Origin of the sequence: Pseudoduganella sp. R-43 (assembly GCF_049913255.1) — a bacterium.
GTDB lineage: Bacteria > Pseudomonadota > Gammaproteobacteria > Burkholderiales > Burkholderiaceae_D > Rugamonas.
Genome location: NZ_CP183988.1, coordinates 1,108,102 through 1,123,266, shown reverse-complemented (window position 1 = coordinate 1,123,266; position 15,165 = coordinate 1,108,102). Strand labels below are relative to the sequence as shown.

Annotated in this window: 15 protein-coding genes and 1 pseudogene; 4 read left to right on the top strand and 12 right to left on the bottom strand. The window is 61.2% G+C overall.

The window, feature by feature from the left end; genetic code table 11:
• Window positions 1-7 precede the first annotated feature (7 nt).
• The 6 genes from rfbD to ACN9M3_RS05220 all read right to left on the bottom strand — a co-directional run bounded on the left by rfbD (window position 8) and on the right by ACN9M3_RS05220 (window position 5,966).
• Window positions 8-886: a dTDP-4-dehydrorhamnose reductase gene (gene rfbD, locus ACN9M3_RS05245; RefSeq protein WP_426320980.1), complete on the bottom strand. Its 879-nt coding sequence runs from the start codon at window positions 884-886 to the stop codon at window positions 8-10.
• Entirely contained in the window at window positions 883-1,938 is a 1,056-nt protein-coding gene (rfbB, locus tag ACN9M3_RS05240) for a dTDP-glucose 4,6-dehydratase (protein ID WP_426320978.1), read from the bottom strand. The genes rfbD and rfbB overlap by 4 nt, the downstream gene beginning before the upstream one ends.
• Window positions 1,939-2,078: 140 nt before the next feature.
• On the bottom strand, window positions 2,079-2,852 hold the full coding sequence (locus ACN9M3_RS05235; protein WP_426320976.1) for a glycosyltransferase family 2 protein: 774 nt from the start codon (window positions 2,850-2,852) through the stop codon (window positions 2,079-2,081).
• Between the two features lie 148 nt (window positions 2,853-3,000).
• Window positions 3,001-3,867, bottom strand: coding sequence for a UTP--glucose-1-phosphate uridylyltransferase GalU (galU, locus tag ACN9M3_RS05230; protein ID WP_426320974.1), 867 nt, complete (start codon window positions 3,865-3,867; stop codon window positions 3,001-3,003).
• Window positions 3,868-3,984: 117 nt separating this feature from the next.
• Window positions 3,985-4,992: a UDP-glucose 4-epimerase GalE gene (galE, locus tag ACN9M3_RS05225; RefSeq protein WP_426320972.1), complete on the bottom strand. Its 1,008-nt coding sequence runs from the start codon at window positions 4,990-4,992 to the stop codon at window positions 3,985-3,987.
• Window positions 4,993-5,009: 17 nt separating this feature from the next.
• A complete protein-coding gene (locus tag ACN9M3_RS05220; protein ID WP_426320970.1) occupies window positions 5,010-5,966 on the bottom strand; it encodes a glycosyltransferase family 2 protein in 957 nt (318 codons plus the stop codon).
• 448 nt (window positions 5,967-6,414) lie between these two features.
• On the opposite strand from ACN9M3_RS05220, the gene rnk reads away from it, so the two are divergent.
• On the top strand, window positions 6,415-6,798 hold the full coding sequence (gene rnk / locus ACN9M3_RS05215; RefSeq protein WP_426320968.1) for a nucleoside diphosphate kinase regulator: 384 nt from the start codon (window positions 6,415-6,417) through the stop codon (window positions 6,796-6,798).
• Here rnk and ACN9M3_RS05210 read toward each other — a convergent pair.
• From ACN9M3_RS05210 to ACN9M3_RS05190, 5 genes are all read right to left on the bottom strand, one after another.
• Window positions 6,795-7,997, bottom strand: coding sequence for a diguanylate cyclase domain-containing protein (locus ACN9M3_RS05210; protein WP_426320966.1), 1,203 nt, complete (start codon window positions 7,995-7,997; stop codon window positions 6,795-6,797). The genes rnk and ACN9M3_RS05210 overlap by 4 nt on opposite strands.
• Window positions 7,998-8,033: 36 nt before the next feature.
• Window positions 8,034-8,399 (bottom strand): c-type cytochrome, encoded by a 366-nt coding sequence (locus ACN9M3_RS05205; protein ID WP_426168201.1) that lies wholly within the window; start codon window positions 8,397-8,399, stop codon window positions 8,034-8,036.
• On the bottom strand, window positions 8,396-8,971 hold the full coding sequence (locus ACN9M3_RS05200; protein ID WP_426320964.1) for a ferritin-like domain-containing protein: 576 nt from the start codon (window positions 8,969-8,971) through the stop codon (window positions 8,396-8,398). Before ACN9M3_RS05200 ends, ACN9M3_RS05205 begins: the two co-directional genes overlap by 4 nt.
• Window positions 8,972-8,994: 23 nt before the next feature.
• A complete protein-coding gene (locus ACN9M3_RS05195; protein WP_426320962.1) occupies window positions 8,995-9,579 on the bottom strand; it encodes an RNA polymerase sigma factor in 585 nt (194 codons plus the stop codon).
• A 113-nt stretch (window positions 9,580-9,692) separates the two neighbouring features.
• A complete protein-coding gene (locus ACN9M3_RS05190) occupies window positions 9,693-11,270 on the bottom strand; it encodes a methyl-accepting chemotaxis protein (protein WP_426320960.1) in 1,578 nt (525 codons plus the stop codon).
• 152 nt (window positions 11,271-11,422) lie between these two features.
• Here ACN9M3_RS05190 and ACN9M3_RS05185 point away from each other — a divergent pair, with 152 nt between their 5' ends.
• The 3 genes and pseudogenes from ACN9M3_RS05185 to ACN9M3_RS05175 all read left to right on the top strand — a co-directional run bounded on the left by ACN9M3_RS05185 (window position 11,423) and on the right by ACN9M3_RS05175 (window position 12,646).
• Window positions 11,423-11,884, top strand: a complete 462-nt coding sequence (locus ACN9M3_RS05185; protein ID WP_426320959.1) for a hypothetical protein — start codon at window positions 11,423-11,425, stop codon at window positions 11,882-11,884.
• Window positions 11,885-11,963: 79 nt separating this feature from the next.
• Complete coding sequence (locus ACN9M3_RS05180; protein WP_426168187.1) at window positions 11,964-12,218, top strand: FitA-like ribbon-helix-helix domain-containing protein; 255 nt, start codon at window positions 11,964-11,966, stop codon at window positions 12,216-12,218.
• Window positions 12,215-12,646, top strand: a pseudogene (locus tag ACN9M3_RS05175) (type II toxin-antitoxin system VapC family toxin). The gene ACN9M3_RS05180 and the pseudogene ACN9M3_RS05175 overlap by 4 nt, the downstream one beginning before the upstream one ends.
• 6 nt (window positions 12,647-12,652) lie before the next feature.
• On the opposite strand, the gene ACN9M3_RS05170 reads toward ACN9M3_RS05175, so the two are convergent.
• Window positions 12,653-15,091: a penicillin acylase family protein gene (locus tag ACN9M3_RS05170; protein WP_426320956.1), complete on the bottom strand. Its 2,439-nt coding sequence runs from the start codon at window positions 15,089-15,091 to the stop codon at window positions 12,653-12,655.
• Window positions 15,092-15,165 lie beyond the last annotated feature (74 nt).

Sequence of the window (15,165 nt, the reverse complement as noted above, 5' to 3'; positions counted from 1 at the left end):
TTTCCGTTCAGGGGAGTTGGTCGAGAAGGCGGTCGACATGAATCTTCCAGTCTGGAAGATGCAGGTCGAGGGCGCCGGACAGCTTGCTGGTGTCAAGGCGGGAATTCTTCGGGCGCTTGGCAGGCAAGGGATAAGCTTCCGTCGGGATCGGACAGATCTGCGACGCATCCACCTTGATGGCGGCGCCCCGCTCCCGGGCACGCCCGATGGCATAGCTGGCCAGGCCGTGCCAGCTGGTGGCGCCGGCCGCGGTCAGGTGGTAAATGCCGTCAGCCAGGGCGCCGCGGCGATAGGCTGCGACAGCCAGGGCCGTGACGTCGGCGATCAACTCGGCCGAGGTCGGCGCGCCGACCTGGTCGGCCACCACGTTCAATTGATTGCGCTCGCCGGCCAGGCGCAGCATGGTCTTGATGAAGTTGCCGCCATGGGCCGAAAACACCCAGCTGGTACGAAACACCAGGGCCTTGCAGCCGCTGGCCAGGATCGCTTCCTCGCCGGCGCGCTTGCTGCGGCCGTAGGCGCTTTGCGGCGCGGTGGCGTCGTCTTCCACATAAGGTTCGGTCTTGTCGCCATCGAACACGTAGTCGGTCGAGTAATGCACCAGCAAGGCGCCGTGCTCGCGCGCGTACGCCGCCATCGCGCCGACAGCGGCGGCGTTGACAGCCATGGCACCGGCTTCGTCAGCCTCGGCGCGGTCGACTGCCGTGTAGGCCGAGGCGTTGACGACCACGTTGGCGCCCTGCTCCGCCAGCACTTGCCTGACGGCCGCGAGGTCGCCCAGGTCAAGCCCGTCGCGGCCTAACGCTACCAATTCACCCAATGGCAACAAGGTTCGCTGCAATTCCTGCCCGACCTGGCCATTTTTACCGATCAGCAGGATCTTCATGCGTATTGCTTCTCGATCCAGTTGCGGTAGTTGCCACTGATAACGTTCTGCACCCAGGGCTGGTTCGCCAGGTACCATTGCACGGTCTTGCGGATGCCGCTCTCGAACGTCTCGACCGGGCGCCAGCCCAGTTCACGTTCCAGCTTGCTGGCATCGATGGCGTAGCGCTTGTCATGGCCAGGGCGATCCTTGACGAAGGTGACCTGGGTCCGGTAAGACTGCCCGTCAGTGCGCGGTTGCAGTTCATCCAGGATGGCGCACAGCGTATGTACGACATCCAGGTTGGCTTTTTCGTTCCAGCCACCGACGTTATACGTTTCGCCCGGCACGCCCGCTTCCAGCACGCGGCGGATGGCGCTGCAGTGGTCCTTGACGTACAGCCAGTCGCGGATTTGCTGACCATCGCCATAAATCGGCAGCGGCTTGCCAGCCAGCGCGTTGTGAATCACCAGTGGAATCAGCTTTTCCGGGAAGTGGTAAGGGCCGTAATTGTTCGAGCAATTCGTGGTCAGCACCGGCAAGCCGTAGGTATGGTGGTAGGCGCGCACCAGGTGGTCGCTGGCCGCCTTGCTGGCCGAATACGGGCTGTTCGGCTCATAACGATTGGTTTCCGTGAATGCCGGATCCTGTTTGCCCAGCGAACCGTACACCTCGTCCGTCGACACATGCAGAAATCGGAAATTGGCCTTGTCCTCGCCTTCCAGGCTGCCCCAGTAGGCGCGTACCGCCTCCAGCAGGTGGAAAGTACCGACGATATTGGTCTGGATGAAAGCTTCCGGGCCATGGATCGAGCGGTCGACGTGGCTTTCGGCGGCAAAATTCACGATGGCGCGCGGCCGGTGCTCGGCCAGCAAGCGCGCCACTAGGGCCGCATCGCCAATGTCGCCTTGCACAAAAATGTGGCGCGCATCGCCCTCCAGGGCAGCTAGCGTCTCGCGGTTGCCGGCGTAGCTCAGGATGTCGAGGTTGACCAAGGCTTCATCCGATTGCGCCAGCCAGTCCAGCACAAAATTGGCCCCGATAAAGCCCGCACCACCCGTAACTAAAATCATCGCAACTTCCTCTAAAACAAGTTATAAGTAAACACTTACCATTCGGGCAAACGATAATTCTACCGCATATGGTAAAACCCGCCCTTCCGTTTTACCCATCGCGCAACTTCTGAAACACAAATTACGTCTTAGTTACCAACTTATCCAGGCTTGGCCTGGCGCCACCATAAGACGCGCAGATAGGCGGGGGAAGTGAAGAATTTCGCAGCACTTTGCACGTGCCACCACATGAAACGCAAACGCCGATGGCTGTCGCGCTGGGCCTTGTGGATCACACGCGCGTGCTTACATACCAAGATATGGCAGCCTGCCAGACGAGCCCGGGCCCCGAAGTCGACATCTTCAAAGTACAAGAAATAGGCGTCATTGAAACCGCCCAGCCGTTGGTAGAGGTCGCGTGGCACCATCACAAACATACCCGCCACCCAATCCGGCAGCAAGGTGTCCTCATCCTGCCTGAGGGTATCGGCAATAATTGGACGCCCCAGTAATCGACATAACAGGCGCTTGAAAAGACTGTAGGGTGTCGGAAAATTGCGTGCACTGTCCTCGACCCGGCCTTCGGCATCGAGAATTACCGGGGCACAGATATTCAGGGAATCCCTTTGTGCCAACTCGAGCAATGGCTCGAAAGGGTCTTCCGGCAACTCGATATCCGGATTCAGGATGACAAAATAGGCGCCAACGCTTTCAAGAAATGCTGCGTTGTGATTGGCGCCAAAGCCTTTCGGCGTCGGATTCTGAATCAGCCGTACTGGGAAAGGCAGGCCGTCGAGTTCCACAGGCTCAGGCAGGTTCAGCGTGAGGATGACTTCAAAATCGCTCCGACCTAGTCTTGCCAAATGCTGCAACAAGTTCGCCACGTGGACGCGATGACCGTGACTGACGATCGAGAGGGTTAATTTCTTCTGCATATATTGATTGCACCCGGCCATGCCCAAGACCGGGCCGAGTTAGGGTGTCGTGATCGCGGCGTTGTGCGAAGCCAGGGAGAGGCGGGTGCCCTAATTGCGGCTGAATAGAAGTTCAAGCCAATTCCGCTTAGCCAGCAGCAGCACGGCACTATCTGCGCCGCTGCAGCCACTCTGAAAACTCGGCGCCAATTTCATCATGTCTCGCACCCAAATCAACAGTGGCTTGCAAAAATCCCAACTTACTGCCGCAGTCGTAACGTGCGCCTTTATAGCGGTAGGCAAACACTTTTTCGCGGCGCAAGAGATTCGCGATGCCGTCCGTCAGTTGGATCTCGCCGCCCACCCCGCGCGGAAGATTCTCGAGTTCCTTGAAAATCCCTGGCGTCAGGATATAGCGCCCCGCAACTGCGAGCGTGCTTGGCGCCACCTCCGCGTTAGGCTTTTCCACAATTCCAGTCACATTGACGATGTCTTGCGTGACCTCTTCAGCGCTAACGATCCCGTAACGCTTCGTTTCTTCCCGCGGCACATCTTGCACGGCGAGAATACTGGCTCCCCAATCGGAAAACTGTTCAACCATCTGCGCCATGATCGATGGCTTGCCCACCATCAGGTCGTCGGCCAGCAGGACTGCAAACGGTTCATGGCCGACGAGTTCTTTAGAGCACAACACAGCGTGGCCGAGCCCTAGGGCGCGGGGCTGACGAACATAGGTGCACACCATATCCTCCGGTGCGATGCTGCGGGCAGTATTGAGCAGCTCGGTCTTGCCCGCCAGCTCCAGCTCATTCTCCAGTTCGTAGGCAGTATCAAAATGATCTTCCACGCTGCGCTTGGTACGACCTGTCACGAAAATCATGTGACGAATCCCGGCAGCATAGGCTTCCTCCACTGCATATTGAATCAGTGGTTTATCAACTACCGGCAGCATTTCTTTAGCCGATGCCTTGGTGGCGGGAAGGAAGCGGGTTCCTAGCCCCGCAATTGGGAATACAGCTTTTTTGATGTGATTCATTACTTGAATCCAAATAATAATTTTCTAGCGGACTTAAAAATTGGCCAATATTATAGCATTTGGGTTTCAGCCCACCGTTTTAGAATCTGCCCGCCTAAACGCGGCAGTTACCCGTTTTCATTCGTAGCCGTTCGGATTTCGCATTTGCCAGTTCCAATGGTCGCGGCACATTATTTCGAGCCCACGCTCCGCCTTCCACCCCAGATCGCGCTCGGCCCGCGCTGGGTCGGCGTAGCATTCCGCTACATCCCCCGAACGACGCGGAGAAATGCGATACGGAACGGTCTGACCACTGGCGCGCTCGAAGGCACGTACTACCTCTAGGACACTGTAACCATTTCCTGTGCCCAGGTTGATTTCCAAACACTGGGGCGTATTGAGTCGTTGCAAGGCTTTCAGGTGCCCGATTGCAAGATCCACCACGTGGATATAGTCCCGCACGCCGGTGCCGTCGCTGGTCGGATAATCGTTACCCCAGACATTCAGGTATTCGCGCCTGCCCACCGCGACCTGGGCTACGAAAGGCATTAGATTGTTGGGGATGCCTTGTGGATTCTCGCCAATCAGGCCGCTTTCATGGGCACCGACCGGATTAAAATAACGCAGGAGGGCAATCCCCCAGCTCGGGTCAGCACGATACAGGTCGCGCAGCATGTCTTCAACAAACAGCTTGCTGCGGCCGTAAGGATTGGTCGCGGACAGTGGATGATCTTCAGTAAGCGGCAAGCGCTGGGGCTCGCCGTAGACGGTCGCCGAGGAGCTGAAAACCAGGGTGTGAACTCCGCAAGCCTGCATTGCTGACAACAGGCGATGGCTACCGACAATATTGCAGTCGTAGTACGCAAGTGGCTTTTCTACTGATTCGCCGACCGCCTTCAGACCGGCAAAATGGATGACCGCGTCGCACCGATGTTGGCGCAAGGCCCGCTCAATGGCGGTCTGGTCGCGGATGTCTCCTTCAACCAGGATGGGGCGCTGCCCCGTGATACGTTCGATGCGGGTCAGGGATTCCGGATGGCTATTGCTGAAATTATCAAATACAACAATCGTGTGCCCGGCGGCCAGCAGTTCCACGCAGGTATGGGATCCAATATAGCCGGCGCCGCCTGTCACGAGTATGTTCATTAAATTGCGCCGTCAGGTTAGAGTTTTTTAAAGAAGACCGCAGCAAACAGTGCAATATTGCCCAGCCAAGTTTGTCGCCTTACTCCGCTGTGGCTGAGGTGAATCAGGCGTGAAATTAAGCCTTTTTTTCGAGCTTTGGCGAAATGGCTCAATATTTTCCTGTTCTCTGGCGTTAGCTGGTCTTCCAGCTTCCTAAGCGCTGCAATATTGTCCTCGTACCACTTCCGATGCTGCCCCTGCAAAAATTTTCGCAAGCGTTGAAGGCGCGCCCCCCAGCTTGAATTTACCCCTATCACGTTTGCCCCATGTTGCCGGTAACGCAACGTAGGAACCGGGTCGTAAAAAACCTCGCCGCCGCATCCCGTCACCGCCAAATAGACCCACCAGTCATGGAATACTACTGGCAGTTGCGCACCTGCCCGCATGAGCAATGAGCGGGCAGCATTATTGAAAACCATAGTATTACCGCCGGCAATGCTTTGCACTAATGCATTGGCAAAGCGAGGGTTACCAAATGACGGAGACAGTCCAATTTCCCGGTTATTGGAATCGATTAGCCTGGTGCGTGCACAATACAGGGCTGGAACATTGGCCGGAACGCCTTCAAGCCACCGCAGGGCGCGTTCGAGTTTATCTAATTCCCAGATATCGTCCTGGTCCGAATATGCGTAATAATCCGCCTGAATCTTTGCATTGCAAGTTAAGGCCAGAAAGTTTGAAACAAATCCTTTAGCCGGGCCCGCATGAATCGACAATCGCCCAGCAGGCCACGCGCCCCTGAAACGTTCGAGAATCGCCAGGGTATCATCTGTCGAGCCATCGTCCGATGTCCAGACCTCCCAATTTGAATGGGTTTGGGATTCAAATGAACGGAGCTGTTCCGCGAGATACTGTTGGCCGCAAAAGGTGCCCAACAGGATCGCCACTTTAGGGTCCACACGCTTCGTCCCCAGCGGTGCACCAACGTTTTCCATACAAAGTTGGGTCACCAACTTTCCTCCATTTCACAGCCTGAACAAATTGAAATTACAGACATCCGCAATTCTAGTGAATAAAAGCGTCCGGCAAATGCCCTATTACAATTCACTCTTATTTAATGGCACAGCAAGATACTTTAATGCAAATTGCCGGACATTGAATTCATGCGCCCGGCCGAGTCCATTATGATAACCCAGCCCAGTTGCGGGGGCATGCTCTTTTCAGCCAGCACAACGCGCTATACTCGCTGACATGATGATCAAGGCCCCCTTCCCAGGACGCTGCAGCGCTGCTTCCCTGCACGGGAGCGCATCGCGCACACCTGTCACCACCTGGCTTTCCTAGGCTCGGTCGGGTCCGGACCGGATTGTTCCGGCCACCGCCACCCCGCCGAGCCGCTCCGCTTCCCTCAACAAGCTGAACCGAAAACCAGGAGAATTCCGCATGCAACCCAATATCACCATTTCATCACTCGACGCCGAGAGCATTGAAGCTCTGGCCGGCATCGGTCCCGCCCTGCTGGACGAGCTGGCACGCGCCGATATCCGCGCACCGGAGGACATGCCGCCTGACGTTGTGACGATGAATTCCACCGTCCGCTTCGCCATTGACGGCTCGGGCGAGGCGCATTGCCTGACGCTGGCCTATCCGAGGGACATGGCGCAGGTGCCGGACGCCATTTCCATACTGACACCGATCGGCGCGGCCCTGCTGGGCCTGTCAACAGGCGATACGATCCACTGGCCGCGCCCCGATGGCCAGTTGTCAACGGTGCGCGTACTGGAAGTGCTGTACCAGCCCGACCGGGCCGGCGAGTGCTTTCGCTAACTGGCCGCCGCGGCCTTGCGCGCGGCTTTCGCCACATACATGGCCTGGTCGGCATGGCGCATGAGCTGGTCGATGACTTCCCCGTGTTCGGGATACAGGGCAATGCCAATGCTGGCGTGTGGCTGCAGGGTGCGGCCGGCCAGCACCAGGGGCGTGGCAATCACTTGCCGGATCTTGCTGGCCAGGGCTTCCGCCTGCGCATGGCCGGCCACGTTTTCCAGCAGGGCGACAAATTCGTCGCCGCCGATGCGCGCCACCGTATCGGATTCACGCACGCAGGACGTGATGCGGCGGGCAATGGCATGCAAGAGCTGGTCGCCCACCACATGGCCATGCTGGTCGTTGACCTGCTTGAAGTCGTCGAGGTCGATGAACAGCAGCGCACCGCGCGACTGGCCGCGCCGGCAGCGCGCAATGGCGGACAGGATGCGGTCCTGGAACAGGCGCCGGTTCGGCAGACCGGTCAGCTCGTCGTAGCGCGCGGCGTGGGCCAGGTCGGCATGCAGCGCCAGCCTTTCGATGACGGCGCCGGCCTGGCCGGCAGTAAATTCCAGCAGATCGATTTCCCTCGCCGACAGCGCGCCGTGCTGGCCCAGGTCGAGCCGCAATTCGCCGAACGCGATGCCGGAACCCGACAAGGTGACGTGGTGCCAGCCTGTCGCGTCGGGCCGCGCGGCCCGTTCCGGCGTGCTGGCATAGGCCAGCCGCTCGCCCGGCTGCAACACGGCCACCATGCCGCGCAAGGGCAGCAAGCCTTGCAGGATCTGGTCGAAGCTGCGGAACAGTTCGGGCAGGCTGTCGGCGCCATGGGCGGCCGTGGCCAGCGCCAGCATGCCGGCCTGGCGCTGCTCGGCAAGCTTGCGCTCGCTGATCTCGCGCGCCACGCCGATGCGCAAGCGGTCTTCGGGCGACCAGCGCGCGGTCCACATGATGTGGACCACGCTGCCATCCTTGCGCAGGTAGCGGTTCTCGAAGCCGAGGCCTGGACGGCCGTTCAGCACATGTCCCATTTCAGCCACGGTCCTGTCCTTGTCATCCGGATGGATGAAGTCGAGGATGATGCGGCCGATCATTTCTTCCGGCGCGTAGCCGAAGATCGCTCGGCAGGCCGGGTTGACGAACACGATGCGTCCGCCCTCGTCCACCATGAAGACGGCGTCCAGTAACAGCTCCGGCAGGCGCGCTAAAGCATCGGTCATCCAACGAGGATACCGCAAAACAAGCCATGGACAAGTTTATCGGCAAGCCTGCTTCAGGTAAGCGATCAGGTCGGCGCGCTCGGCGTCGTCCTTGACGCCTGCATAGCCCATGCTCGTGCCGGGCACGGTCTTCAGCGGATCGGCCAGGAACAGGTTGAGTGTCTGCTCGTTCCAGACGATGCGCGAGCGCCGCATCGCCTGCGAATACGGGAATCCTGCAAGGCTGCCGGCGCGGCGGCCGAACAGGCCGCAATGGCGCGGCCCGGTGCGGTCGTAGGCCAGCGCGTGGCAAGCGAGGCAGCGCTCGTAGACCACCTTGCCAGCGGCCACGCTGGCAGCCGGCGCGGCCTGCGTGGTGGCGCTGCACGCTGCCAGCGCCAGTGCGGCAAGCGGGGTTTTCATGACATGAAGGCCGACGGCACCGGCGCTTCGCCGAGGGCGTTGCGCAGCACCGCCCAGTGCATCGCCTCGTCGCCGAGGATGCTGGCGGCCGCCTTGGCCAGCTCGCGGTTGCCGAACAGCGGCACGGCGCCCAGGTAGGCGCTGACGGCGCCCTTCTCCAGCGCCGCCGCAAAGCGCAGCACGTCCGCCTGCGATTTCAGGTTCTCGGTCGGGAAGGTATATTTCGCCTTGGCGCTAACGGCCTTTCCTCCCAGCCTGCCGATCGTTTTGGCGAGGATGTCGGCATGCTCCTTATGGTGGCCCTGGAAGGTCACCGCCAGGTCGAGAACCGGCTTTTGCAGCAGGCCGCTTTCCGCGCCCAGCTGGTAAGCGGCAATCGCTTCCAGTTCGGCGCCGAGCGCCGTGTTCAGGATGCGCACGTCTTCGTCGGACGATTTGTCGCCTTTGGCGGCCAGCGCGTCTTCGCCCGCCAGCAACGCCACGGCCGCGCCGGACAGCAGCAGGCCCGATCTGGAGAGGAAGGAACGGCGCGTGCCCTGTGCAGCGTCGTCGAGGGAAATCAGGAAGGACATGGTTTTCTCCTTGTGGTGGGTGGTCAGTTTTTCAGCCGTTCGAGAACGTTGGCAACGATGCGGTCGCAGCGTGCGCCGTCGAAGGCAAACGCATCTTCCAGCGCGACATCGAGTTCGCGCGACAAGGCTTCACGCAGCAGGCCGCGGGCGCGGAAATAGCGCGTGCGCACAGTCGCTTCCGGGATGGCGAGACAGGCGGCGGTTTCCTCCACCGTCATCTCTTCCAAGGCGCGCAGCACGAACACCGTGCGGAAGCTGTCGGGCAGGCCATCGATCTTGCGCTCGATCAGGCGCCGCGCCTCGCTGCGCAGCAAGGCTTGCTCCGGTCGTTCCTGGTGTTCGTCCATTGTGTCCTCCACGTCAAGCGGGATGATCTCGGCGCTGCGGCGGCGCGTGCGGCCGATGGCTTCATTGATCACGATGCGGGTCAGCCAGGTCGACATGCTGGCTTCGCCGCGAAAGTCCGCCATCGCGCGGAAAGCCAGCAGGTAGGCTTCCTGCAGCACGTCCTCGGCTTCCGCATCGTCCTTCACGATGCTGCGCGCGGTGCGGTAAAGCGCGCGGTTATGGCGGCGCATCAGCTGTTCGAATGCGGCTAGGTCGTTCATGGGCTTCCCCGTTTCTGGCTGTTTTCAAGACATTGGATGTCGCGCGTTGCGCCTGCGTTCCCGAAAAACAAAAAAAACCACCCGAAGGTGGTTTTCATTATGCAGGGAGGCGCCTAGCGCAGCGCCAGCTGCCGGCCCGGCATGCCGGCCAGGCGGAACTGGCTGACCACCCCCGCCAGCTGGTCGGCCTGCTCCTGCAGCGCTCCGGCTGCAGCAGCGGCCTGTTCGACCAGGGCGGCGTTCTGCTGCGTCACTTCGTCCATCTGGCCGATGGCGCGGTTGACTTCATCGATGCCGGTGCTTTGCTCGGCGCTGGCGACCGAGATCTCCGCCACCACGTCGCTGACGCGGCGCACGCTGGCCAGTACCTGTTCCATGGTGCTGCCGGCCTGCTGCACCAGCCGGGTGCCGGTATTCACCTCGCGCGCGGAGTCGTCGATTAATTGCTTGATCTGCCTGGCCGCCGAGGCGCTGCGCTGGGCCAGGTTGCGCACTTCCGATGCGACGACGGCAAAACCGCGTCCCTGCTCGCCGGCACGCGCCGCTTCCACCGCCGCATTCAGAGCCAGGATGTTGGTCTGGAACGCAATGCCGTCGATGACCGCGATGATGTCGACGATCTTGCCGGAGGCGGCGCTGATGTTTTCCATCGTCAGGATCACCTGCTGCACCACCTTGCCGCCATCGCTGGCCACGTTCCATGCCGACTGCGCGAGCTGCTTGGCTTCGCGCGCGTTGTCGGCGTTCTGGCGCACAGTGGAGGTCAGCTCCTCCATGGCCGATGCGGTCTCTTCCAGCGAGCTGGCCTGGCTCTCGGTGCGGGCCGACAGGTCCAGGTTGCCGCTGGCGATCTGCGCCGAGGCGGTGGCAATGGCATCGGTGCCGCCGCGCACCTGGCCCACAACGTGCGCCAGGCTATCGTTCATCTCGCGCAGCGATTGCATCAGCGCGCCTGTCTCATCGCGTGATTCGACTTTGATGCTGGCGCTCAGGTCGCCGCCCGCTACGCGCTGCGCCACCGCCACGGCCTCATTCAAAGGCGCCGCCACGATGCGCGCCACCCACAGCGCCAGCAGCACGCCCGCCACCAGCAGCGCGGCCAGCATGCCGATGATCAGCTTGCGCGACATGTCGAAGCGTTCCGCTGCAGCTTTTTCGGCGCCGCTGCTGCCTTCGTCGTTATATTTCGACAGCGCTTCGAACTGCTCATTGAGCTTGCGGTAAATCTTGTTGGAAGCACCACGGAACAGCAAGCGCGCTTCGTCCTTGTTGCCGGCTCGCGACAGCGCGGCCAATTTTGCGCTCTGCGCCAGGTAGGCATCGATGTCCTGTTTCAGGTCGGCGTAAATGCGTGACTCTTCGGCATCGGTCACCAGCGCGGCCAGCGATTCCTGTTGCTTGCGCATGGTGTCCAGGCGGCCGGCCATCGATTTTTCGATGGTGCTCATTTCCTCGCCTTCATCCACCAGGATGTGGCTGGCCTCGGAAATGCGGTAGCGGGCCAGCGAGGTCTGCACCTGCCCCACGTAGCGTACTGCCGGCAGCCAGTTGGTGGCGATGTCGGTCGAGGACTTGCTGACCTTGACCAGCTCGACGATGGAGAACAGCCCCATCACGCAGGTGAAGGCGATGACCAGGCTGAACGCGCATAGCAGCTTCTTCCCGATCTTCAGGTGGTAGAACCAGCCCATGATTGTCTCCCTATTATTGTTAGCCCTGGCTTGTTACCAAGAAGCAAATTTCAGGGTAACAAACAGGAGCTTTCAGTTTCCTTTCATCCATTGCCCTGCGGCAAATCGAGGGGTATCGTGTCTGGATTGTGGACACCTCACCGGAGCCGGACATGGCAGAGCACGACATCCCCCAACTCGAAATCCCCGAATCGGTCAAGGCGGCGCTGAGCCACTGGGTGCAGCAAGCCGCCCAGGAAGCGGGCAGCCCCCTGCGCAGCGAGATCGAAGAACTGCGTGCGCAATTGGCAGCCGCCCACGCCACGCTGGAAGAAAACGAAGACCAGATCACGCGCCTGAACGGGGAATTGCGCAACGCCCGCAATATCGCGGCGGACGCCCTGGTCGGCAAGGCCAAGGACCAACTGGCGATCGAAGGCAAGGATGCCCAGATCGCCGACCTGCGCGGCCAGCTCGAACGCAGCGTCGCCATCGCGGCCACGCTGTCCGACGCCAAGCTGGCGGCGGAAATGGAGCTGGTCGGCGCCACCACGGCGCGCGACAACTACCTGGCAGAAGCCGCCGAGCTGCGCACCCAGCTCGAAGCCTGCCGCGCCGCGCGCCGAGCCGCGTAATTCATTGCAATCGGCGCTTGCTAGCTTGCATTCATCTGTTTAGGATGAATGCATCCACAGCATTTGTCGGAGGGATTCGATGGCAATGTTAACAATTCGCAACCTTCCCGATGAAGTCCACCGGGCGCTCCGGGTGCGTGCCGCCGGAAATGGGCGCAGCACCGAGGCTGAAGTGCGGGAAATTCTGGCCAGCGCAGTAAAACCGGAAACGCGAATCCGCATGGGCGAAGCCTTGTCTGCACTCGGCCGCGAAATCGGCATTACAGACAAGGACATCGAAACCATAGCTCAAGCCCGTGACAGCAAACCTGCCGAGCCATTGACGTTCGAATGATCGTCCTCGACACCAATGTGGTTTCCGAAGCAATGAAAGCGGCACCACATCCCGCTGTCAAGGCCTGGCTGGATAACCAGGCGGCCGAAACCCTTTACCTGTCAAGCATTACGCTGGCCGAACTGCTTTAGGGCATTCGTGCACTCCCGACCGGCCGGCGCAAGGAAGCGTTGACCGCAGCGTTGGACGGTCTGGTCGACCTGTTCAGGGGCCGCATCCTTGCCTTCGATATCGAGGCCGCCCGGCATTATGCGGAACTGGCCGCAGCAGCAAAATCCGCCGGGCGTGGATTTCCCACACCGGACGGCTATATCGCTGCGATTGCCGCATCGCACAACTTCATTGTGGCGTCCCGCGACATGGCTCCTTACCAAGCGGCAGGCGTCTCCGTTTTTAATCCATGGGAGCCGCCTGGCCAATCAGGGTAAAGAGATTCACTCTGATATCTCAACCAGCTTGTAGCCCGGGTCGGCAGTGATCTGGGCCTCGGTATAGGGCAGCTTGATCCACTGGCCTTTCACGTACAGCTTGGTCTCGTCATTGAAATGCGGGCTGTCCGGGTTGGAGGACTGGCTGTAGGTCAGGATGCCTTCCGCTACCGGCCCGCTATCGTCCCAGGTGACGAACTGGATATAGCTGTTGCCGTAGGCGCCGGCGTTGGTTTTCGAATCGGCCGTGTAGATCCAGATGCCGGGATAGATCTGGTTCTTCACGCCGCGCCAGTTCATGAAGGTATAGCGTCCGCCCGGCACGGCCAGGCTGCCGTCGGGGCGCGAAAGGGTTTGCACTTCTTCCGGGCGGGTGCGGCGCTTGGCTGCGGTATCGAACTGGCTGCTGGCGACCAGCGCCTCCAGCTTCGCCATGGCGGCGGCGATGCCTGCGGCGCCGCGCGGCGTCTCCAGCGGGTCGGCCGGGTTGTACGGCACGCTCCACCACGAAGCCGCATTCAGTTCGCCCAGCGCTGCATACAGCTCAAAGAACAGGATGGCGCCGGCGCTGCCTGGCGCATGGGTCTTGTCCCATGCTTGCAGCACAGTGCAGGCATCCTTGGCCGCCGCCGTGGCGGTGCTGGAAGCCAGGCAGGCGGCGGTGAATTCCGGCAGCCATTTCTGCGCCTTGAAGAAGCGTGCCTGCAAGTAAATCTGCTGCAGGTTGGCCATGGTGAAGCGGTTGCCCGGCAGTCCGTCGGCACTGGCCAGGCGGTCACGCACGATGGCGTGGCCGGTACGGGTGCGGTTGTTCTGCGGCGCGCCTTCCACATTCGGGCCGGTGGCGATGATCTTCGGATAACCGGTGAGGAAGGTGCTGGCGGACGGCCACCAGTGACTGTCGTTGGCGTTCAGGATGTAGTCGCTGCGCTTGACCCAGGGCCGCTGGGCGGCGCCGATCGCGCCCGACCAGTCGCAGGCCGAGGTCGTCCCCGCCATCACCACCACGCCGGTGGTGGCCATGATGTCCTGGAATGGCGCGCCTTGCGCCGCACCGGGAACGCAGCCGGCCAGTTGGGCATCTTGCACGTTGGCCGCCACCGAGAAGTCGCCGTACAGGGTATCGCCGGCCTTGTCGGCGGCCATGGTGTTCACCCACGGCATGGCGACATGGGTTGCCGCCGCCGTGCGCAGGCTGTCCACGCTGGTGGACTTGCCGTTCAGGATGACCTGGTCGATCAGCTTATGGTTGGCCAGGTTCGCGTCCTGGATCGCAAACGCCGACGTTGTGCCCCAGGCGAAGGAGCTGTCCATCAGCATCGGGCCGAACTCGGTGGTGTACAGGGTGCGCGACAGCGAGGTGAGCGCGCCGTCGGCGCCCTTGACGCTGATGGTCAGCGGCACCGCCGTCATCGCCACCGGCTTGCCGTCCTTGATGTAGCGGGTCGGGCTGCTCGGGTCGAGCGCCAGGTAGCGCAACGTGAAGCGGTTGTCGGTGGAGAAGGTGTGGGTCCACGCCACCTTGTCGTTAAAGCCGATCAGCGGCAGCGGCACGCCAAGCAGCGTGGCGCCGTACACGTCGTAACCTTTGCCGGTGACGGTCAGGTGCAGCTGGTTCAGGCGCAACGCGCCCCACCACGGGAAGTGCGGGTTGCCGAACACCATGCCCTTGCCGGACTGCGTCACGTCCTTGCCCAGCCCGAAGCCGTTGGAGCCGATGGTGTGCTCCTGGATGGCCTGCAAGCCTTTTGCAATCGAGGAATTGGCGTAATCGGAGGCGGCCAGCAGGCGCGGCTTGCTGCGCTTGAGCAGCGCGGCCGTGGCGGTTTTCGGCGGCTGCGCGGAACCGATCTGCTTGATGAAGGCCAGCGAACTGCCGGCCATCGCGGCCTGGGCGAAGCGCAGGTAGGCATCGTCCTCCGTCATCGGCTGCACCCAGGCGGCGTTGTTGCAGGCTGCCGGCAGGCTGGCCAGCGGAGTCTCCTTCAGGTAGCGGTTGTAGCCGGCCACGAAACCGGCGGTGAGGTCTTGCGCATCCTGGCTGGAGGCGGCCTTGATCTTGGCCGCCAGCGCCGGCGTGAACTGCAGCTTGTAGAAGAAATCGGAATCGATATTGCCGAAGGTATCGCCCAACTGGCCCAGATAGCCGCCGGCGCCGCCGAAGTATCTCGCGCGCTCGCCGTGCAGGGTCACCAGTTCTTCTGCGTACAGGCAGATGTTCTCCTTGGCGAAGGCGTAGCCGTAGCCATAGCCGGCTCCCTTGAAAGTCTCCGCCTTGACGTGCGGCACGCCGTAGGAGGTATAGCGGATCGATGCGACATAGGTGGTGCCGGTAATCGGTGGGGGAGTGGGCGCCGCGGGGGGATCGTCGCTGCTGCTGCCGCAGGCCGCCAGCAGCGCGAACGGGACCAACGTCAGAATACGGGATAAAACATGCTGTCTCATCTTGTCTCCTAGTTATCGGTATACGCAAAGTTAATTGCTTGACAATAATAACCCGGCTTGGGCATGAAAAACCG